Below are 19,424 nucleotides of genomic sequence, written 5' to 3'. Positions count from 1 at the left end.
GCGGGCACGGCCGTCACCGGTGGAAGACCGGAAGAGGGGCCCGGTAGTTGATCGTGCCCGTGGCGCCCGGCAGGGAACCGTTCCAGGGCATCGCTGTGAGGCTTAACGACGCCGGGTCGCGCCGGACGGCTGCATTCCGGCCAAGATGTGTCCCACCTGCCTCAATGGCACACCCTCGCCTCGTGTTCCGCATGCCCGCCCGGTTCCAGCTGGAAGGTGCAGTGCGCCACGTCGAAGTGGTCGCCGAGGCACTCCTGGAGCTCGTGGAGCATCTTCTCGTGGCCGATCGCGCTGAGCACGTCGGAACGCACGACCACGTGCGCGGACAGCACCGGCATCCCGGACGTGATCGTCCAGGCGTGCAGGTCGTGGACGTCCTCGACCCCGTCCAGGTCCAGGATGTGGGTCCGTACGTCCGCCATGTCGACGTCCCTGGGGGCCGCCTCCAGCAGGACGTCCAGGGTTTCGCGCAGCAGCTTCCAGGTGCGCGGCACGATCATCAGGCCGATCACGAGCGAGGCGATCGGGTCGGCGGCCTGCCAGCCCGTTGCCAGGATCACCAGCGCAGAGATGATCACGGCGAGGGACCCGAGCGCGTCCGCAGCCACCTCCAGGAACGCGCCGCGCACGTTCAGGCTCTCCGCCTGGCCGCGCACCAGCAGCGTCAGCGAGATCATGTTCGCGACGAGACCGATCGTGCCGAACACGATGGTCAGGCCGCCCGCGGTGTCGGCCGGTGTGACGAACCGCTGGATCGCCTCGTACAGGACGTAGCTGCCGACGCCGAGCAGCAGCAGACAGTTGGCGAGCGCCGCGAGGATCTCGGCGCGGGCGTAGCCGAAGGTGCGGTTGCCGCTCGGCGGCCGGTTGGCGAAGTGGATCGCGAACAAGGCCATGCCCAGTCCGAGGGCGTCGGTCGCCATGTGGGCGGCGTCCGCGATGAGAGCGAGGGAGTCCGCGAGCAGACCGCCGACGATCTCGACCACCATGACGGTGAGCGTGATCGACAGCGCGACGCGCAGCCGCCCGCGGTACGCCGCCGCGGCCGTACCGGTGGGCGGGGCATGCGAGTGCCCGTGCCCGTGATCGTGCCCAGCCCCCATGGCAGCCGCCTTCCTGTGTTGCGCCCGGGATGACAGTGAACTACGGGCGGGGGGTATCCGGCAACGCGGCACTGAACACCGTTGTCATGTGCCCTGACCTGCGGAAACGATATGCAGGTCAGGGCAGCCTCAGTTCCCTTGCGGTGCTGTCACCTGCCGTGGTGCAGCAGCCAGCCCCGCCACGCCGACCCGACCATCTCGGGCACCCCGCGCCGGGCCGTCCAGCCCAGTTCCTCGGCGGCCCGGGCGGCGGAGGCGACCGCGCGGGGCGCGTCCCCGGGGCGGCGGCCCTCGACGAGGGCCGGGCGGCGGTCGCCGGTCACGTCGCCGATGACGGTGATCAGCTCACGGACGGAGACACCCTCGCCGCGGCCGATGTTCACCGTGAGGTCACCGCCGCGGCCGGCGAGCCGCAGTGCTGCGGCCAGATGCGCCTCGGCCAGGTCGGCGACGTGGATGTAGTCGCGGATGCAGGTGCCGTCCGGTGTCGGATAGTCGTCGCCGAAGATCCGCGGGGCCTCGTCACGGGTGAGCCGGTCGAAGACCATGGGGGCGATGTTGAAGACGCCCGTGTCGGCCAGCTCGGGTGCGGCAGCGCCCGCCACGTTGAAATAGCGCAGACAGACCGTGGAGATGTCGTGTGCGCGGCCCGCCGCCCGGACCAGCCACTCGCCGGTGAGCTTGGTCTCGCCGTACGGGTTCACCGGCGCGCACGGGGTGTCCTCGGTGATGAGGTCCACATCGGGGTTGCCGTAGACGGCCGCGGACGAGGAGAACAGGAACTTCCCGACCCCGGCCTCGGCGACCGCCTCCAGGAGCGTCGCGAGACCGCCGACGTTCTCCCGGTAGTAGCGGGTGGGCTGCGCCACGGACTCGGCGACCTGCTTGCGCGCGGCGAGGTGGATGACGCCGGTCACCCCGTACTCAGCGAAGACCCTCTTCAGCAGATCGCCGTCGAGCGTCGAGCCCTCGACGAGCGGCACGTTCGCCGGCAGCCGCTCGGGGAACCCGGCCGAGAGGTCGTCCAGCGCGACGACGTGCTCCCCGGCGCCGGTCATGGCCCGCACCACATGGGCCCCTATGTATCCCGCTCCGCCTGTGATCAGCCATGTCATGGTCGCCCACCTTATGCCGACGCAACCCGGCGATCCCCAATGTCCCGGGATGTCTGATCTGGGCAGCGCGGTTTGTCGGCGGGACCCCGGATCACCGATGATGATCGCGGCAAAGGCCAGTGGAGATGGCGTTGATCGGCCCGTGAACGGGCGGTGAACTCCGCTCTCCGGGCATCCGATAGCCTCTGCCGACATGCCGCCCGCCTGGTGCAGCCAAGGGGCGCCCACCATGCACATGACCGGCGCCGGCGCGCCGGCACCCAGGGAGTGAGTTCGGTTGTCGACCGCCATCCTCACCGGTCAGCCGGTCCCCGGATCGTCGATCGAGGGCGATCTGCGGTCCCTCGGTTTCGACGTACGGATCGCAGCCGACACCGCCGACGCCGAGACGCTGCTGGCCCAGGTACCCGGTGACCAGCGGGTCGCCGTGGTGGACGCCCGCTTCGTGGGCCACCTGCACGCACTGCGCCTCGGCCTCACCGACCCCCGCTTCCCGCTCGCCGCGGTCCCCGGCGCCGTGACCGCCCAGCCGGCCGGCCGCCAGGCCCTGACCCGTGCGATGGCCCGCGAGAACTCGGCCGGCGGCGGCACGGCACTCGCGGTCGACAGCCTCGCCGACCGCATCGTCACCGCCCTCGACAGCGACGGCGCCGACGTGCACCACCCGGAACTCGGCAGTCTGGTCGCCGCCGTCCCCGCCGACCCGCAGTCCCGCAACGAGGCACGGCAGGCGGTCGCGAACGTCGACGACGAGGCCGTACGTCTGAAGTCGGCCGTGAAGTCCCGCGACGGTTTCTTCACCACGTTCTTCATCAGCCCGTACTCCCGCTACATCGCCCGCTGGTGCGCCCGCCGCGGGCTGACTCCGAACCAGGTCACCACCGCCTCCCTGCTCACCGCGCTGATCGCGGCGGGCTGCGCGGCCACCGGCACCCGGCTCGGCTTCGTCGCGGCGGGCGTCCTGCTGATCGCGTCCTTCGTACTGGACTGCACCGACGGCCAGCTGGCTCGCTACTCCCTGCAGTACTCCACGCTCGGCGCCTGGCTGGACGCCACCTTCGACCGGGCCAAGGAGTACGCCTATTACGCGGGGTTGGCGCTGGGAGCGGCCCGAGGCGGCGACGACGTCTGGGCGTTGGCGCTCGGCGCGATGATCCTTCAGACCTGCCGGCACGTCGTCGACTTCTCCTTCAACGAGGCCAACCACGACGCGACCGCCAACACCAGCCCCACGGCGGCCCTTTCGGACAAACTGGACAGCGTCGGCTGGACGGTGTGGGTGCGCCGCATGATCGTGCTGCCGATCGGCGAGCGCTGGGCGATGATCGCGGTCCTGACGGCGGTCACGACCCCCCGCATCACCTTCTACGTCCTGCTCATCGGCTGCGCCTTCGCCGCGACGTACACCACTGCGGGCCGGGTGCTGCGCTCGCTGACCCGCAAGGCACAGCGCACCGACCGTGCCGCGCAGGCGCTCGCGGACCTCGCGGACAACGGACCGCTCGCCTCCCTCGTGGCGCGTGCCACACGGGCCCGCCTCGGCGCCCCGCTGCTGGTCGCGGCTGCCGGGACGGCGGTCCTCGCCGTCTCCCTCTTCTCCGACGTGACCTGGGCACCCGTCGTCGGAGCCCTCGTGTACGCGAACGCCGCCGGTCAGGCCCTGTACCGGCCCCTCAAGGGCGCCCTCGACTGGCTGGTCCCCCCGCTGTTCAGGTTCGCCGAATACGGCACCGTCCTGATCCTCGCGGCCAAAGCGGACGTGAACGGAGCCCTTCCTGCGGCTTTCGGCTTGGTGGCGGCCGTCGCCTACCATCACTACGACACGGTGTATCGCATCCGCGGCAACGCCGGAGCGTCCCCGGCCTGGCTGGTGCGCGCCATCGGGGGGCACGAAGGGCGGACGCTGCTCGTCACCGTCCTGGCCGCGGTGCTCACCGCCTCGCAGTTCAAGGTTGCGCTCGCGGTGGTTGCCGTGGCCGTCGCCCTGGTGGTGCTCGTCGAGAGCATCCGCTTCTGGGTGTCCTCCGGGGCCCCCGCCGTACACGATGAAGGAGAACCCGCATGATCGGCCTCGTGCTGGCGGCCGGCGCCGGACGCCGTCTGCGCCCCTACACCGACAGCCTTCCCAAGGCTCTGGTGCCGGTGGGGCCCGCGGGCATAGAGGGCGAACCCACGGTTCTCGACCTGACACTCGGCAACTTCGCCGAGATCGGTCTGACCGAGGTCGCGATCATCGTCGGCTACCGCAAGGAAGCCGTGTACGAGCGCAAGGCCGCGCTGGAGGCGAAGTACGGCCTCAAGCTCACCCTCATCGACAACGACAAGGCCGAGGAGTGGAACAACGCCTACTCCCTGTGGTGCGGCCGTGACGCCCTCAAGGACGGGGTGATCCTCGCCAACGGCGACACCGTGCACCCGGTCTCCGTCGAGAAGACGCTGCTCGCGGCGCGGGACGAGTTCAAGCAGATCATCCTGGCCGTGGACACCGTGAAGCCCCTCGCCGACGAGGAGATGAAGGTCGTCGTGGACCCCGGCCTGGGCGTCCAGCGGATCACCAAGCTGATGGACCCGGCCGAGGCCACCGGTGAGTACATCGGCGTCACCCTGATTGAGGGCTCGGCCGCCGAGGAACTCGGTGAGGCGCTGAAGACCGTCTGGGAGAAGGACCCGCAGCAGTTCTACGAGCACGGCTACCAGGAGCTCATCAACGTCGGCTTCACCATCGACGCGGCGCCGATCGGCGACGTCAAGTGGGTCGAGATCGACAACCACGACGATCTCGCCCGCGGACGGGAGATCGCGTGCCAGTACTGACCCGGCTCATCCCCTCGCCGCTCGTCGTGGACATCCGCCCGGGTGCCCTCGACGATCTGGCCTGCGTGCTGGCCGACGAACGCATCTCGACTTCGGGCAGGCTCGCCGTCGCCGTCAGCGGCGGTTCCGGCGCCCGGCTGCGCGAGCGCATCGCCCCGACCCTGCCCGGTGCCACCTGGTACGAGGTCGGCGGCGGCACCCTCGACGACGCGGTGCGGCTGGCCGGCGAGATAAAGGCCGGCCGTTACGACGCGGTCGTCGGCCTCGGCGGCGGCAAGATCATCGACTGTGCCAAGTTCGCCGCGGCCCGGGTCGGCCTGCCCCTGGTGGCCGTGCCGACGAACCTCGCGCACGACGGGCTGTGCTCGCCGGTCGCCACCCTCGACAACGACGCCGGCCGCGGCTCGTACGGTGTGCCGAACCCGATCGCGGCCGTCATCGACCTCGACGTCATCCGCCAGGCTCCGGCGCGCTTCGTGCGCGCGGGCATCGGCGACGCGATCTCCAACATCAACTCCATCGCGGACTGGGAGCTGTCCAACCGCGTCAACGGCGAGAAGATCGACGGCCTTGCCGCCGCCATGGCCCGCCAGGCGGGCGAGGCGGTGCTCCGCCACCCCGGCGGCATCGGGGACAACGACTTCCTCCAGGTGCTCGCGGAGGCGCTGGTTCTCACCGGCATCGCGATGTCGATCTCCGGCGACTCGCGCCCCGCCTCGGGCTCCTGCCACGAGATCAACCACGCCTTCGACCTGCTCTACCCCAAGCGCGCCGCCAGCCACGGCGAGCAGTGCGGCCTCGGCGCCGCCTTCGCGATGTACCTGCGCGGCGCGCACGAGGAGTCGGCGTACACGGCCGAGGTGCTGCGCCGGCACGGGCTTCCGGTGCTCCCGGAGGAGATCGGCTTCACGGTGGACGAGTTCGTCCGTGCCGTCGAGTTCGCTCCGGAGACCCGGCCCGGCCGCTACACGATCCTCGAACACCTCGACCTCACAACCGACCAGATCAAGGACATTTACGCCGACTATGTCAAGGCCATCGGTAGCTGAACTCCGCCCGGTCGTCCACCCCGCAGGGGTCAAGGACCGGCGCAGCGGTGAGCACTGGATGGGACGCCTCTACATGCGTGAGGTGTCCCTGCGGGTCGACCGCTACCTGGTGAACACCAGGGTCACGCCCAACCAGCTCACGTATCTGATGACCGTCTTCGGCGTGCTCGCCGCCCCGGCCCTGCTGGTGCCGGGGATCACGGGCGCCGTGCTCGGCGTGGTCTGCGTGCAGATGTACCTGCTGCTGGACTGCGTCGACGGCGAGATCGCCCGCTGGAAGAAGCAGTACTCGCTGAACGGCGTCTACCTCGACCGGGTCGGCGCCTACCTCACCGACGCCGCCGTCCTCGTCGGCTTCGGGCTGCGCGCCGCCGACCTGTGGGGCAGCGGCCGTATCGACTGGCTGTGGGCCTTTCTCGGCACCCTGGCCGCGCTCGGCGCCATCCTGATCAAGGCCGAGACCGACCTGGTCGGCGTCGCCCGCCACCAGACGGGCAAGCCGCCGGTGCAGGAGGCCGCCGCCGAGATGCGCTCCTCCGGCATGGCGCTGGCCCGCCGGGCCGCCGCCGCGTTCAAGTTCCACCGGCTGATCCTCGGCATCGAGGCATCCCTGCTCATCCTGGTGCTGGCGATCGTCGACCAGATGCACGGCGACCTGTTCTTCTCCCGGCTGGGCGTCGCGGTGCTGGCCGGCATCGCCCTGCTGCAGACCCTGCTGCACCTCGTGTCCATCCTCGCCTCCAGCAGGCTGAAGTGAGCGGCATGCGAGTCGGCGCGGTGATCATCACCATGGGCAACCGCCCCGACGAGCTCCGCGCCCTGCTCGACTCGGTCGCCAAGCAGGACGGCGACGGGGTCGAGGTGGTCGTGGTCGGCAACGGCTCGCCCGTCCCGGACGTCCCCGAGGGCGTCCGTACGATCGAGCTGCCCGAGAACCTCGGTATCCCCGGCGGCCGTAACGTCGGCATAGAGGCCTTCGGCCCCAGCGGCCGCGACGTCGACATATTGATGTTCCTCGACGACGACGGACTCCTCGCCCAGCACGACACCGCCGAGCTGTGCCGCCAGGCCTTCGAGGCCGACCCGAAGCTCGGCATCATCAGCTTCCGCATCGCCGACCCCGACACCGGGGTCACCCAGCGCCGCCACGTGCCGCGCCTGCGCGCCGCCGACCCGATGCGCTCCTCCCGGGTCACCACCTTCCTCGGCGGCGCCAACGCCGTCCGCACGAAGGTCTTCGCCGAAGTCGGCGGGCTCCCGGACGAATTCTTCTACGCCCACGAGGAAACCGACCTGGCATGGCGGGCCCTCGACGCGGGCTGGATGATCGACTACCGGTCCGACATGGTGCTGTACCACCCGACGACCGCGCCCTCGCGGCATGCGGTCTACCACCGCATGGTCGCCCGCAACCGGGTCTGGCTGGCCCGCCGCAACCTTCCGGCCCTGCTGGTCCCGGTCTACCTCGGGGTCTGGCTGCTGCTCACCCTTGTCCGCCGCCCCTCGCGGCCCGCCCTGAAGGCGTGGTTCGGCGGGTTCCGGGAAGGCTGGACCACTCCGTGCGGGCCACGCAGGCCGATGAAGTGGCGTACGGTGTGGCGGCTGACCCGGCTGGGCCGACCTCCGGTGATCTGACAAGCTCGTTCCTGTGAGCAATCGGCCCCACCCGGGCCCCAGGCTCTTGCCCATGCCCGCACAGGCTGCGCATCCCGAAGACGAAAGTTTCCACCAGTGAGTGAGACAACGCACGACGGCACGGTCGCCCTGGGCGCGGCCATGCCGCCCGACGAGGGCCTCCCGGCGAGCCGGCTGGCCGAGAAGTACGGGCTGACCGTGAGCGGCGCCCGGCCCTCCCTTGTCGAGTACGTCCGCCAGCTCTGGGACCGGCGTCACTTCATCCTCGCCTTCTCCCGGGCGAAGCTGACCGCCCAGTACAGCCAGGCCAAGCTCGGCCAGCTGTGGCAGGTGGCCACGCCGCTGCTGAACGCGGCCGTGTACTTCTTCATCTTCGGCATGATCCTCAAGGCCAACCGCGGACTGCCCCGCGAGGTATACATCCCGTTCCTGGTCACCGGTGTGTTCGTGTTCACCTTCACGCAGAGCTCGGTGATGGCGGGCGTGCGTGCGATCTCCGGCAACCTCGGCCTGGTCCGCGCGCTGCACTTCCCGCGCGCCTCCCTGCCGATCTCCTTCGCACTGCAGCAGCTGCAGCAGCTGCTGTTCTCGATGATCGTGCTGTTCGCCGTGGCGGCCGCCTTCGGCAGCTACCCGGACCTGTCCTGGCTGCTGATCGTCCCGGTGCTGGCCCTGCAGTTCCTGTTCAACACCGGCCTCGCGCTGATCATGGCCCGCGCGGGGGCCAAGACCCCGGACCTCGCCCAGCTGATGCCGTTCGTGATGCGGACGTGGATGTACGCGTCGGGCGTGATGTTCTCCATCCCGATCATGCTGGCCGACAAGCCGCAGTGGCTGGCGAACGTCCTGCAGTGGAACCCGGCCGCCATCTACATGGACCTGATGCGCTTCGCGCTCATCGACGGCTACGGCTCGGAGAACCTGCCCGACCATGTCTGGGTGGTCGCGGGCGGCTGGGCCGCCCTGATCGCCCTCGGCGGGTTCGTGTACTTCTGGAAGGCGGAGGAGAGGTACGGCCGTGGCTGAGCAGACCGACCAGCAGACCGGGGAGCGGATCCCCACCGTCATCGCCGACGAGCTCCACATCGTCTACCGCGTGCACGGCGCCAAGACCGGCAAGGGCAGCGCCACCGCCGCCCTCAGCCGCATCGTCAAGCGCGGCGAGGAGCGCGGGGTGCGCAAGGTGCACGCCGTCAAGGGCGTCTCCTTCGTCGCCTACCGCGGTGAGGCCGTCGGCCTCATCGGCTCCAACGGCTCCGGCAAGTCGACGCTGCTGCGCGCCATCGCCGGCCTGCTCCCGGCGGAGAAGGGCCGCGTCTACACCAACGGCCAGCCCTCGCTGCTGGGCGTGAACGCGGCCCTGATGAACGACCTGACAGGCGAGCGCAACGTCATATTGGGCGGGCTCGCCATGGGGATGACCCGCGAGCAGATCAGGGAGCGCTACCAGTCGATCGTCGACTTCTCGGGCATCAACGAGAAGGGTGACTTCATCACCCTGCCGATGCGCACCTACTCCTCCGGCATGGCGGCCCGCCTGCGCTTTTCCATCGCCGCCGCCAAGGACCACGACGTCCTGATGATCGACGAGGCGCTGGCCACCGGCGACCGCAAGTTCCAGAAGCGCTCCGAGGAACGCATCCGTGAGCTGCGCAAGGAGGCCGGCACGGTGTTTCTCGTCAGCCACAACAACAAGTCGATCCGCGACACCTGCGACCGCGTCCTGTGGCTGGAACGCGGGGAGCTGCGCATGGACGGGCCGACCGAAGAGGTCCTCAAGGAGTACGAGAAGTTCACCGGCAAGTAGTCCACCCCGGCCTGGACACACCGGCCAGGAGGGATCGCGGGGCCCCGCCGCAACCTCTGCGGCGGGGCCCCGCGTCTGCAAAGGAAACGTCAACTCGGTTTCGCCCAAGGAATCTTGACGCCAATCGGTGTGTTGTTGTGATGTGCAGGACACCCCAGGGATCCCGGCTGCGTTGTACAACGTAAGCTGTACCGGTCCCGAAACGCGGCAAACTGGGGCGATAATGCGCGACAGCCTCAAGCGGGACAGCCGCGCGGACGGCCGGGCGGCGTGTCCGAAATAGTATGCATTGGGTCGGCAGTGTAGAACGGGAGATGTGACGGCAATGGCTACGGAAACTCCCCAGCTGAACGCAGCATGTGCCGTCCCCGCCCCGGGCAGTCACCGGTGACGGGAACCGGCATGTCGCACGCCGTTGATCCGGAGCGCGACACGCTCGACAAGGCCGCGGGCGAGAACTTCCCCGTGGCACCTTTCTTCCTGCCCAGGGCCTGGCGCGCCGACCTCATGGCCGTGTACGGATTCGCCCGCCTCGTCGACGACATCGGCGACGGCGATCTGGCCCCCGGCGGCACCGACGCCCGTCTGCTCGGCGTGTCGCCCGAGGACGCCGAGGACCGGCTGCTGCTCCTGGACGCCTTCGAGGCCGACCTGAACCGGGTCTTCGACTCGACCCCGCGCCACCCCCTCCTGCGCCGCCTCCAGCACACGGTCCGCCGCTGCGCGCTCACCCCCGAGCCGTTCCTCGGCCTGATCGCCGCCAACCGCCAGGACCAGCTCGTCAGCCGCTACGAGACCTACGACGACCTGCTCGCGTACTGCGAACTGTCGGCCAATCCCGTCGGCCGCCTGGTCCTGTCCGTCACCGGCACCTCGACCCCCGAACGCATCCGCCTCTCGGACGCGATCTGCACGGCCCTCCAGATCGTCGAACACCTGCAGGACGTCGCCGAGGACCTCGGCCGCGACCGCATCTATCTGCCCGCAGAGGACATGAAGCAGTTCCATGTTCAAGAGGCGGATCTCGCCACCTCCACCGCGGGCGCATCGTTGCGCGCACTGGTTGCATACGAAGCGCAACGCGCCCGCGATCTCCTGAATGAAGGCGCCCCCCTCGTGGGTAGCGTCCACGGCAGGTTGAAGCTGCTGCTTGCGGGATTCGTGGCGGGGGGAAGGGCGGCGATCAAGGCGATCGCCGCCGTGGAATACGACGTACTTCCCGGCCCGCCCAAGCCCGGCAAGGTCCAGTTGCTGCGCGAGGTGGGCGTGACTCTGCGAGGAGAGGGGTGATCCGGACCGTGGAGTCGGAACAACACGCGTCCGCACCGGTACTCGCCGCCTACAGCTACTGCGAGGCCGTCACCGGACAGCAGGCCCGTAACTTCGCCTACGGCATCAGGCTGCTGCCGACGCCCAAGCGCCGCGCGATGTCGGCGCTCTACGCGTTTTCCCGGCGCGTCGACGACATCGGCGACGGCGCGCTGGCCGGCGAGGTCAAGGCGGCAAGACTCGAGGACACCCGGGCGCTGCTGGCCCGGGTGCGTGACGGATCGGTCGCCGAGGACGACATCGACCCGGTCGCTGTCGCCCTCGCCCATTCCGCCGAGACCTTCCCGATCCCGCTCGACGGCCTGGACGAGCTGATCGACGGCGTGCTGATGGACGTACGCGGCGAGACCTACGAGACCTGGGACGACCTGAAGGTCTACTGCCGCTGCGTCGCGGGCGCCATCGGACGGCTCTCGCTCGGCGTGTTCGGCACGGAACCCGGGGCGCGCGGCGCCGATCGTGCCCCGGAGTACGCCGACACCCTGGGCCTCGCGCTGCAGCTCACCAACATCCTCAGAGACGTCCGCGAGGACGCCGAGGGCGGCCGCACCTATCTGCCCTCCGACGACCTCGCGAAATTCGGGTGCTCGGCCGGGTTCAGCGGGCCGACCCCACCGGAGGGCTCCGACTTCGCGGGCCTCGTGCACTTCGAAGTGCGACGGGCCCGCGCCCTTTTCGCCGAGGGCTACCGGTTGCTGCCCATGCTGGACCGGCGCAGCGGCGCCTGTGTCGCCGCGATGGCCGGCATCTACCGCCGGCTGCTCGACCGCATCGAGCGCGACCCGGAGGCCGTGCTGCGCGGCCGGGTCTCGCTGCCCGGCCGGGAGAAGGCCTACGTCGCCGTACGCGGCCTGTCCGGACTGGATGCCCGGCATGTGACGCGGAGGACCGTCAGGAGGCGCGCCTGATGGACAAACAGGGCCAAGGTGATGTCACCGATGAAAAGCGGCACGCAACCCTCCGGGCGGGGACGGCGTCCCTGACTGCAGCGGTCTGCCGTGCACCGTTCAACCACGGCGGTCGCGCAGGGGAGGGTGCACGATGAGCGACGACGGCACGCGGGCGGACGAGCCGCTCGCGGATCCGGCGGGGCGTTCCGCAAGGGACGCCGTCGTGGTCGGCGGCGGGCTGGCCGGAATCACCGCCGCACTCGCACTCGCCGACGCGGGAGTCCGCGTCACCCTGATCGAGGGCAGGCCCCGCCTCGGCGGCCTCGCCTTCTCCTTCCAGCGCGGCGACCTGACCGTCGACAACGGACAGCACGTCTACCTGCGCTGCTGCACCGCCTACCGCTGGTTCCTCGACCGCATCGAGGGGACGGCGCTGGCGCCGCTGCAGGATCGTCTCGACGTGCCCGTACTCGACGTCGACAAGCCCGAGGGGCGGAGGCTCGGCAGACTGCGGCGCGACGCCCTGCCGGTGCCGCTGCACCTGGGGCGCAGCCTCGCCACGTATCCGCATCTCTCGCTCGCCGAACGGGCCAAGGTGGGCCGGGCCGCGCTCGCGCTCAAGGGGCTCGACCTCGCCGATCCGGACCTGGACACGCAGGACTTCGGCAGCTGGCTGACCGCGCACGGTCAGTCGGCGCGTGCCGTCGAGGCCCTGTGGGACCTGGTCGGGGTCGCCACCCTCAACGCGGTCGCGGGCGACGCCTCGCTGGGGCTCGCCGCGATGGTGTTCAAGACCGGTCTGCTGTCCGACCCGGGCGCGGCCGACATCGGATGGGCGCACGTCCCGCTGGGCGAACTGCATGACCGGCTCGCCCGCAAGGCGCTCGACTCCGCGGGCGTCCGTACCGAGGTCCGTACACGCGTCACCTCCATCTCCACTGACGAAAACGGGCGCTGGAGCGTTCAGGTTCCCGGCGAGATCCTCGCCGCGGACGCCGTCGTGCTCGCCGTACCCCAGCGCGAGGCCCACGACCTGCTGCCTCAGGGGGCGCTGGACGCCCCCGAAAATCTTCTGGAGATCGGCACCGTGCCGATCCTCAACGTGCATGTCGTCTACGACCGCAAGGTGCTCGAGAAGCCGTTCTTCGCGGCCCTCGGCACCCCCGTGCAGTGGGTCTTCGACCGCACCGACGCCTCCGGGCTGCGCGAGGGCCAGTACCTCGCCCTGTCCCAGTCGGCGGCGCAGGACGAGATCGACGAGCCGGTCGCCGTGCTGCGCGAGCGCTATCTGCCCGAGTTGGAACGGCTGCTTCCGGGTACGCGCGGCGCCGAGGTGAAGGATTTCTTCGTGACCAGGGAGCGCACGGCCACCTTCGCTCCCACCCCCGGCGTCGGACGGCTGCGGCCCGGCGCCCGTACCAAAGCCCCCGGCCTCTACCTGGCCGGAGCGTGGACCGCCACAGGGTGGCCCGCGACCATGGAGAGTGCGGTCCGCAGTGGAGTGAGTGCGGCGGACGCCGCCCTCGCCGCCCTGGGCCGGCCCCGTCCGAGTCGCCTCTTCGAGCTCGAGGAGGCGGCGTGATGCTCGATCAGCATCCGGCAGGCCCCCGCACCCCCGGTACCGCAGAAAAAGGAGAAACTGTGCCCACTGTGCCCCCGGCCGAAGCGGCCGCTGAGAGGACCGCGGTGGACGTGACCGCGCTCCTGGAGCGCGGCCGGACCCTTGCCACACCGGTACTGCGGGCGGCCGTCGACCGCCTGGCCCCTCCCATGGACACCGTTTCCGCCTACCACTTCGGCTGGATCGACGCCGAGGGCAACCCCGCCGACGGCGACGGCGGCAAGGCCGTGCGCCCCGCCCTCGCGGTGCTCTCCGCCGAGGTCACCGGCGCCGCACCCGAGATCGGCATCCCCGGCGCCGTCGCCGTCGAACTCGTCCACAACTTCTCCCTCCTGCACGACGACCTGATGGACGGCGACGAACAGCGCCGCCACCGTGACACCGTCTGGAAGGTGCACGGCCCCGCCCAGGCGATCCTCGTCGGCGACGCCCTGTTCGCCCTCGCCAACGAGATCCTGCTGGAGCTCGGCACCGTCGAGGCGGGTCGCGCCACCCGCCGCCTGACCACCGCCACCCGCGCCCTGATCGACGGCCAGGCGCAGGACATCTCCTACGAGCACCGCGACCGCGTCAGCGTCGAGGAGTGCCTGGAGATGGAGGGCAACAAGACCGGCGCCCTGCTCGCCTGCGCCTCCTCCATCGGCGCGGTCCTCGGCGGCGCGGACGACCGAACCGCCGACACCCTGGAGAAGTACGGCTACCACCTCGGCCTCGCCTTCCAGGCCGTCGACGACCTGCTCGGCATCTGGGGCGACCCGGTCTCCACCGGCAAGCAGACCTGGAGCGACCTGCGCCAGCGCAAGAAGTCCCTGCCGGTCGTGGCCGCGCTCGCGGCGGGCGGATCCGCCTCCGAGCGGCTCGGCGAGATCCTCGCCGCCGACGCCAAGAGCAGCGACTTCGAGAACTTCTCCGAGGAGGAGTTCGCCTCCCGCGCCGCGCTCATCGAGGAGGCGGGCGGCCGCGAGTGGACCGCCGAAGAGGCGCGCCGTCAGCACAACACCGCCATCCAGGCCCTGCACGCCATCGACATGCCCGACCGGGTGCGGGCACAGTTCACGGCGCTCGCCGACTTCGTCGTCGTACGAAAGAGATGATCACTATCGGTCGAATAGCCCTCGCGTAGTCGCCGGCCGGTGTCGCGGGAACACGAGCACCGGCCGACGGCGGACCCACAGCAGCACGATCTGTACGACTGCACGAAGGGGAAGCCATGACAGCGACGACCGACGGAAGCACCGGGGCCCTGCCGCCCCGGGCAGCCTCGGCCAGCGAAAGCGACAGCACGAGCCCCGTGGCGGCGGGGGTGCGCGATGCCGCCGTACGCGCCGTACAACGCTCCACCGACTTCCTGCTGTCCCGGCAGGACGCCCAGGGCTGGTGGAAGGGCGACCTCGAGACCAACGTGACCATGGACGCCGAGGACCTGCTCCTACGGCAGTTCCTGGGCATCCTGGACGAGGACACCGCGCGCGCCGCCGCCCTGTTCATCCGCGGTGAGCAGCGCGAGGACGGCACCTGGGCCACCTTCTACGGCGGACCGGGCGAACTCTCCACCACCATCGAGGCATACGTCGCCCTGCGGCTGGCGGGCGACACGCCGGACGCCCCGCACATGGCACAGGCCTCCGCCTGGATCCGCGAGCAGGGCGGCATCGCCGCGGCCCGGGTCTTCACCCGGATCTGGCTCGCCCTGTTCGGCTGGTGGAAGTGGGAGGACCTGCCCGAACTCCCGCCGGAGCTCATCTACTTCCCCACGTGGGTACCGCTCAACATCTACGACTTCGGGTGCTGGGCCCGGCAGACGATCGTCCCGCTGACGGTCGTCTCCGCGAAGCGGCCGGTGCGGCCCGCGCCCTTCCCGCTCGACGAGCTGCACACCGACCCGGCCGACCCGAACCCGCGCAAGCCCCTTGCCCCGGCGGCGAGTTGGGACGGAGCCTTCCAGCGCCTGGACAAGGTGCTGCACCAGGCGCGCAAGGTCATCCCGCGCAGGCTGCGCAAGGCGGCCATGAACTCGGCCGCCCGCTGGATCATCGAGCGGCAGGAGAACGACGGCTGCTGGGGCGGTATCCAGCCGCCGGCCGTGTACTCGGTGATCGCCCTGTATCTGCTGGGCTACGACCTCGAACATCCGGTGCTGCGCGAGGGGCTGGCGTCGCTGGACCGTTTCGCCGTGTGGCGCGAGGACGGGGCCCGGATGATCGAAGCCTGTCAGTCGCCGGTGTGGGACACCTGCCTTGCCACCATCGCGCTTGTCGACGCGGGCGTGCCGGCCGACCATCCGCAGCTCGTCAAGGCGGCGGACTGGATGCTCGGCGAGGAGATCGTCCGGCCCGGCGACTGGGCCGTCAGACGGCCCGGGCTGCCGCCCGGCGGCTGGGCGTTCGAGTTCCACAACGACAACTATCCCGACATCGACGACACCGCCGAGGTGGTCCTCGCGCTGCGCCGGGTCAAGCACCACGACCCGGAACGGGTGGAGAAGGCGATCGGGCGCGGGGTGCGCTGGAACCTCGGGATGCAGTCGAAGAACGGGGCGTGGGGCGCCTTCGACGTCGACAACACCAGCCCCTTCCCCAACCGGCTGCCGTTCTGCGACTTCGGCGAGGTCATCGACCCGCCGTCCGCGGACGTGACCGCGCACGTGGTGGAGATGCTGGCCGTCGAGGGCCTCTCGCACGACCCGCGCACCCGGCGCGGCATCGAGTGGCTGCTCGCCGAGCAGGAACCGGACGGCTCCTGGTTCGGGCGCTGGGGCGTCAACTACGTCTACGGCACCGGATCGGTCGTACCCGCCCTCGTCGCGGCCGGCTTCCCCGGCTCGCACCCGGCGATCCGGCGGGCGGTGGCCTGGCTGGAGTCGGTGCAGAACGACGACGGCGGCTGGGGCGAGGACCTGCGGTCCTACAAGTACGTCAAGGAATGGAGCGGCAGGGGTGCCTCCACCGCCTCGCAGACGGCCTGGGCGCTGATGGCCCTGCTGGCCGCGGGGGAGCAGGACTCCAAGGCCGTCGAGCGCGGTGTCGAATGGCTCGCGGCCACCCAGCGGGACGACGGTTCCTGGGACGAGCCGTACTTCACCGGGACCGGCTTCCCCTGGGACTTCTCGATCAACTACCACCTCTACCGGCAGGTCTTCCCGCTGACCGCACTCGGCAGGTACGTCAACGGGGAGCCCTTCACCAAGAAGCCTCTCGCCGAGGCCGAGGGGGGCTGATGAGCACCCAGCCCGCCCCGGCCCCGCTGCTGATCGCCTGCGCGCTCGGCATCGAGCACCTCGCCCTGCGCGCCGGGGACCGGGGCGGGGCCGGCGGGCCCGTCACCCTGCTCCGTACAGGCATGGGGCCCAGGGCGGCCGAGCGCTCCGTCACCCGGATGCTCGCGGACCCGGACTGGAGCGGGGCGGCCGTGCTGGCCACCGGCTTCTGTGCGGGGCTCGCCCCCGGTATGCACCCCGGGGACCTGGTCGTCGCCGAGGAGACCCGGGATCCGGACGGAACCGTTCCGTGCGTGGGGACCGACCTGCTCGTCAAGGAGCTCGGGCGCGCGGTGCCCGGGCGCACCGTCCACACCGGCCCCGTCACCGGCTCCGATCATGTCGTACGTGGTCACGAGCGGTCGGATCTGCTCGCGACCGGCGCGATCGCGGTCGACATGGAGTCCGCGGCGACGCTTCTGAGCGCCGTGCGCACCGGCGCGCGCCCGGTTGCGGCCGTGCGGGTGGTCGTGGACGCTCCTGAACATGAACTTGTTCGAATCGGCACGGTCCGCGGTGGAATATCAGCTTTCCGTGTCCTTCGTGCCGTACTTCCAGCTTTCTTTGAATGGCACCGTTCCTTGCTGCTCCCCAGGAGGTGAGCCAGATGGCCATGCCGCTGCGTCAGTCCATCAAGGTCGCTACGTACTTGGCTGAACAGAAGCTCCGCAAGCGGGACAAGTTTCCGCTGATCGTGGAGCTGGAACCGCTCTTCGCGTGCAATCTGAAGTGCGAGGGCTGCGGCAAGATCCAGCATCCGGCGGGTGTGCTCAAGCAGCGCATGCCGGTCGCGCAGGCCGTCGGGGCGGTCCTTGAATCCGGTGCCCCCATGGTGTCCATCGCGGGCGGCGAGCCCCTGATGCACCCTCAGATCGATGAGATCGTGCGGCAGCTGGTGGCGAGGAAGAAGTACGTCTTCCTCTGCACCAACGCGATGTTGCTGCGCAAGAAGATGGACAAGTTCAAGCCGTCTCCCTATTTCGCCTTCGCCGTGCACATCGACGGGCTGCGCGAGCGGCACGACGAGTCGGTGGCGAAGGAGGGTGTGTTCGACGAGGCCGTGGAGGCGATCAAGGAGGCCAAGCGGCGCGGCTTCCGGGTCACCACCAACTCGACCTTCTTCAACACGGACACCCCGCAGACCATCATCGAGGTGCTCAACTTCCTCAACGACGACCTCAAGGTCGACGAGATGATGATCTCGCCCGCCTACGCCTACGAGAAGGCCCCCGACCAGGAGCACTTCCTGGGCGTGGAGCAGACCCGCGAACTGTTCAAGAAGGCCTTCGCGGGCGGCAACCGCAGGAAGTGGCGGCTGAACCACTCGCCCCTGTTCCTCGACTTCCTCGAGGGCAAGGTCGACTTCCCGTGCACCGCCTGGGCGATCCCGAACTACTCGCTCTTCGGCTGGCAGCGCCCCTGCTATCTGATGAGCGACGGGTACGTGCCGACGTACCGCGAACTCATCGAGGAGACCGACTGGGACAAGTACGGCCGCGGCAAGGACCCGCGCTGCGCCAACTGCATGGCGCACTGCGGCTACGAGCCCACCGCCGTCCTCGCCACCATGGGATCCCTGAAGGAGTCCCTGCGCGCGATGCGCGAGACGGTCTCCGGAAACCGGGAGTGACACGATGACCGCCATCTCCTTGGGCGTCCCCGAGGTACCGGCCCGGCCGATCGCCGAGCGGCGCGTGTCGCGGCAGATCCATGTCGGGCCGGTGGCGGTCGGGGGCGGGGCCCCGGTGTCGGTGCAGTCGATGACGACGACCCGTACCTCGGACATCGGCGCCACCCTGCAGCAGATCGCGGAACTCACCGCGTCCGGCTGCCAGATCGTGCGGGTCGCCTGTCCCACGCAGGACGACGCGGACGCCCTCGCGACCATCGCCCGCAAGTCGCAGATCCCGGTGATCGCGGACATCCACTTCCAGCCGAAGTACGTGTTCGCGGCGATCGAGGCCGGGTGCGCCGCGGTGCGGGTGAACCCGGGCAACATCAAGCAGTTCGACGACAAGGTCAAGGAGATCGCGCGGGCCGCGAAGGACCACGGCACGCCGATCAGGATCGGCGTCAACGCCGGGTCGCTGGACAGGCGGCTGCTGCAGAAGTACGGCAGGGCGACTCCGGAGGCGCTCGTCGAGAGCGCCCTGTGGGAGGCCTCGCTCTTCGAGGAACACGGCTTCCGGGACATCAAGATCTCGGTCAAGCACAACGACCCGGTCGTGATGATCGAGGCGTACAAGCAGCTCGCCGCGCAGTGCGACTACCCGCTCCACCTCGGCGTGACCGAGGCCGGGCCCGCCTTCCAGGGCACGATCAAGTCGGCGGTCGCCTTCGGCGCGCTGCTCTCGCAGGGCATCGGCGACACCATCAGGGTCTCGCTCAGTGCCCCGCCCGCCGAGGAGGTCAAGGTCGGCCTGCAGATCCTGGAGTCCCTGAACCTCAAGCAGCGGCGCCTTGAGATCGTCTCCTGCCCGTCCTGCGGCCGCGCGCAGGTCGACGTCTACAAGCTGGCCGACGAGGTCACGGCGGGCCTCACCGGCATGGAAGTCCCGTTGCGGGTGGCCGTGATGGGTTGTGTGGTCAACGGCCCGGGTGAGGCGCGGGAGGCGGACCTGGGGGTCGCCTCCGGCAACGGCAAGGGGCAGATCTTCGTCAAGGGCGAGGTCATCAAGACCGTACCCGAGTCGAAGATCGTGGAGACCCTCATCGAGGAGGCGATGAAGATCGCCGAACAGATGGAACAGGACGGCGCGTCGGGGGAGCCGGCCGTCACCGTGAGTTGAACAGCACGGACCGAAG

The 19,424-nt window shown here is 70.1% G+C and carries 18 protein-coding genes; 16 read left to right on the top strand and 2 right to left on the bottom strand.

The window, feature by feature from the left end; all coding sequences use genetic code 11:
• Positions 1-161: 161 nt before the first annotated feature.
• Complete coding sequence (locus IH68_RS0117985) at positions 162-1,103, bottom strand: cation diffusion facilitator family transporter (RefSeq protein WP_030936225.1); 942 nt, start codon at positions 1,101-1,103, stop codon at positions 162-164.
• Positions 1,104-1,252: 149 nt separating this feature from the next.
• On the bottom strand, positions 1,253-2,218 hold the full coding sequence (galE, locus tag IH68_RS0117980; RefSeq protein ID WP_030936223.1) for a UDP-glucose 4-epimerase GalE: 966 nt from the start codon (positions 2,216-2,218) through the stop codon (positions 1,253-1,255).
• Positions 2,219-2,495: 277 nt separating this feature from the next.
• Here galE and IH68_RS0117975 point away from each other — a divergent pair, with 277 nt between their 5' ends.
• The 16 genes from IH68_RS0117975 (at position 2,496) to ispG (ending at position 19,408) form a co-directional block, all read left to right on the top strand.
• Positions 2,496-4,283, top strand: coding sequence for a DUF5941 domain-containing protein (locus tag IH68_RS0117975; RefSeq protein WP_030936220.1), 1,788 nt, complete (start codon positions 2,496-2,498; stop codon positions 4,281-4,283).
• The gene (locus IH68_RS0117970) at positions 4,280-5,032 is read left to right on the top strand and encodes a sugar phosphate nucleotidyltransferase (RefSeq protein ID WP_030936218.1); all 753 of its coding nucleotides are present in this window, start codon (positions 4,280-4,282) and stop codon (positions 5,030-5,032) included. The genes IH68_RS0117975 and IH68_RS0117970 overlap by 4 nt, the downstream gene beginning before the upstream one ends.
• Positions 5,020-6,081 (top strand): iron-containing alcohol dehydrogenase family protein, encoded by a 1,062-nt coding sequence (locus tag IH68_RS0117965; protein ID WP_030936216.1) that lies wholly within the window; start codon positions 5,020-5,022, stop codon positions 6,079-6,081. The genes IH68_RS0117970 and IH68_RS0117965 overlap by 13 nt, the downstream gene beginning before the upstream one ends.
• Positions 6,059-6,838, top strand: a complete 780-nt coding sequence (locus IH68_RS0117960; RefSeq protein WP_078912500.1) for a CDP-alcohol phosphatidyltransferase family protein — start codon at positions 6,059-6,061, stop codon at positions 6,836-6,838. The genes IH68_RS0117965 and IH68_RS0117960 overlap by 23 nt, the downstream gene beginning before the upstream one ends.
• 5 nt (positions 6,839-6,843) lie before the next feature.
• On the top strand, positions 6,844-7,716 hold the full coding sequence (locus tag IH68_RS0117955) for a glycosyltransferase family 2 protein (RefSeq protein ID WP_030936212.1): 873 nt from the start codon (positions 6,844-6,846) through the stop codon (positions 7,714-7,716).
• 96 nt (positions 7,717-7,812) lie between these two features.
• Positions 7,813-8,742 (top strand): ABC transporter permease, encoded by a 930-nt coding sequence (locus IH68_RS0117950; protein ID WP_030936209.1) that lies wholly within the window; start codon positions 7,813-7,815, stop codon positions 8,740-8,742.
• Positions 8,735-9,523: an ABC transporter ATP-binding protein gene (locus IH68_RS0117945; protein WP_030936207.1), complete on the top strand. Its 789-nt coding sequence runs from the start codon at positions 8,735-8,737 to the stop codon at positions 9,521-9,523. The genes IH68_RS0117950 and IH68_RS0117945 overlap by 8 nt, the downstream gene beginning before the upstream one ends.
• 402 nt (positions 9,524-9,925) lie before the next feature.
• Positions 9,926-10,813 carry a squalene synthase HpnC gene (hpnC, locus tag IH68_RS0117940; protein WP_420718992.1) on the top strand — a complete coding sequence of 296 codons (888 nt, stop codon included), beginning with the start codon at positions 9,926-9,928 and terminating at the stop codon, positions 10,811-10,813.
• Positions 10,810-11,760, top strand: coding sequence for a presqualene diphosphate synthase HpnD (gene hpnD / locus IH68_RS0117935; protein ID WP_030936202.1), 951 nt, complete (start codon positions 10,810-10,812; stop codon positions 11,758-11,760). The genes hpnC and hpnD overlap by 4 nt, the downstream gene beginning before the upstream one ends.
• On the top strand, positions 11,760-11,897 hold the full coding sequence (locus IH68_RS59785; RefSeq protein ID WP_420718991.1) for a DUF6380 family protein: 138 nt from the start codon (positions 11,760-11,762) through the stop codon (positions 11,895-11,897). The genes hpnD and IH68_RS59785 overlap by 1 nt, the downstream gene beginning before the upstream one ends.
• A complete protein-coding gene (gene hpnE, locus IH68_RS0117930; RefSeq protein ID WP_030936200.1) occupies positions 11,894-13,324 on the top strand; it encodes a hydroxysqualene dehydroxylase HpnE in 1,431 nt (476 codons plus the stop codon). The genes IH68_RS59785 and hpnE overlap by 4 nt, the downstream gene beginning before the upstream one ends.
• A 68-nt stretch (positions 13,325-13,392) precedes the next feature.
• A complete protein-coding gene (locus IH68_RS0117925; protein WP_030936198.1) occupies positions 13,393-14,457 on the top strand; it encodes a polyprenyl synthetase family protein in 1,065 nt (354 codons plus the stop codon).
• A gap of 116 nt (positions 14,458-14,573) precedes the next feature.
• On the top strand, positions 14,574-16,580 hold the full coding sequence (shc, locus tag IH68_RS0117920) for a squalene--hopene cyclase (RefSeq protein ID WP_030936196.1): 2,007 nt from the start codon (positions 14,574-14,576) through the stop codon (positions 16,578-16,580).
• Complete coding sequence (locus tag IH68_RS0117915) at positions 16,580-17,221, top strand: hypothetical protein (RefSeq protein ID WP_030936193.1); 642 nt, start codon at positions 16,580-16,582, stop codon at positions 17,219-17,221. Before shc ends, IH68_RS0117915 begins: the two co-directional genes overlap by 1 nt.
• Positions 17,222-17,226: 5 nt before the next feature.
• Positions 17,227-18,249 carry an adenosyl-hopene transferase HpnH gene (gene hpnH / locus IH68_RS0117910; protein ID WP_030936191.1) on the top strand — a complete coding sequence of 341 codons (1,023 nt, stop codon included), beginning with the start codon at positions 17,227-17,229 and terminating at the stop codon, positions 18,247-18,249.
• A gap of 4 nt (positions 18,250-18,253) precedes the next feature.
• Positions 18,254-19,408 carry a flavodoxin-dependent (E)-4-hydroxy-3-methylbut-2-enyl-diphosphate synthase gene (gene ispG / locus IH68_RS0117905; RefSeq protein WP_030936188.1) on the top strand — a complete coding sequence of 385 codons (1,155 nt, stop codon included), beginning with the start codon at positions 18,254-18,256 and terminating at the stop codon, positions 19,406-19,408.
• Positions 19,409-19,424: the final 16 nt, after the last annotated feature.

Origin of the sequence: Streptomyces sp. NRRL S-646, assembly GCF_000720765.1 — a bacterium.
In the GTDB taxonomy this organism is placed as follows: domain Bacteria; phylum Actinomycetota; class Actinomycetes; order Streptomycetales; family Streptomycetaceae; genus Streptomyces.
The sequence above is the reverse complement of the archived record's forward strand: the minus strand, read 5'-3'. Positions and strand labels throughout refer to the sequence as shown.

Bases quoted from the DNA above. Each gene is read 5' to 3' on its own strand.
- IH68_RS0117915 (WP_030936193.1), top strand. From the start codon at position 16,580: ATGAGCACCCAGCCCGCCCCGGCCCCGCTGCTGATCGCCTGCGCGCTC.
- ispG (WP_030936188.1), top strand. From the start codon at position 18,254: ATGACCGCCATCTCCTTGGGCGTCCCCGAGGTACCGGCCCGGCCGATC.
- IH68_RS0117985 (WP_030936225.1), bottom strand. From the start codon at position 1,103: ATGGGGGCTGGGCACGATCACGGGCACGGGCACTCGCATGCCCCGCCC.
- IH68_RS0117960 (WP_078912500.1), top strand. From the start codon at position 6,059: ATGTCAAGGCCATCGGTAGCTGAACTCCGCCCGGTCGTCCACCCCGCA.
- galE (WP_030936223.1), bottom strand. From the start codon at position 2,218: ATGACATGGCTGATCACAGGCGGAGCGGGATACATAGGGGCCCATGTG.
- shc (WP_030936196.1), top strand. From the start codon at position 14,574: ATGACAGCGACGACCGACGGAAGCACCGGGGCCCTGCCGCCCCGGGCA.
- hpnE (WP_030936200.1), top strand. From the start codon at position 11,894: ATGAGCGACGACGGCACGCGGGCGGACGAGCCGCTCGCGGATCCGGCG.
- IH68_RS0117955 (WP_030936212.1), top strand. From the start codon at position 6,844: ATGCGAGTCGGCGCGGTGATCATCACCATGGGCAACCGCCCCGACGAG.
- hpnH (WP_030936191.1), top strand. From the start codon at position 17,227: ATGGCCATGCCGCTGCGTCAGTCCATCAAGGTCGCTACGTACTTGGCT.
- IH68_RS0117970 (WP_030936218.1), top strand. From the start codon at position 4,280: ATGATCGGCCTCGTGCTGGCGGCCGGCGCCGGACGCCGTCTGCGCCCC.
- hpnC (WP_420718992.1), top strand. From the start codon at position 9,926: ATGTCGCACGCCGTTGATCCGGAGCGCGACACGCTCGACAAGGCCGCG.
- IH68_RS59785 (WP_420718991.1), top strand. From the start codon at position 11,760: ATGGACAAACAGGGCCAAGGTGATGTCACCGATGAAAAGCGGCACGCA.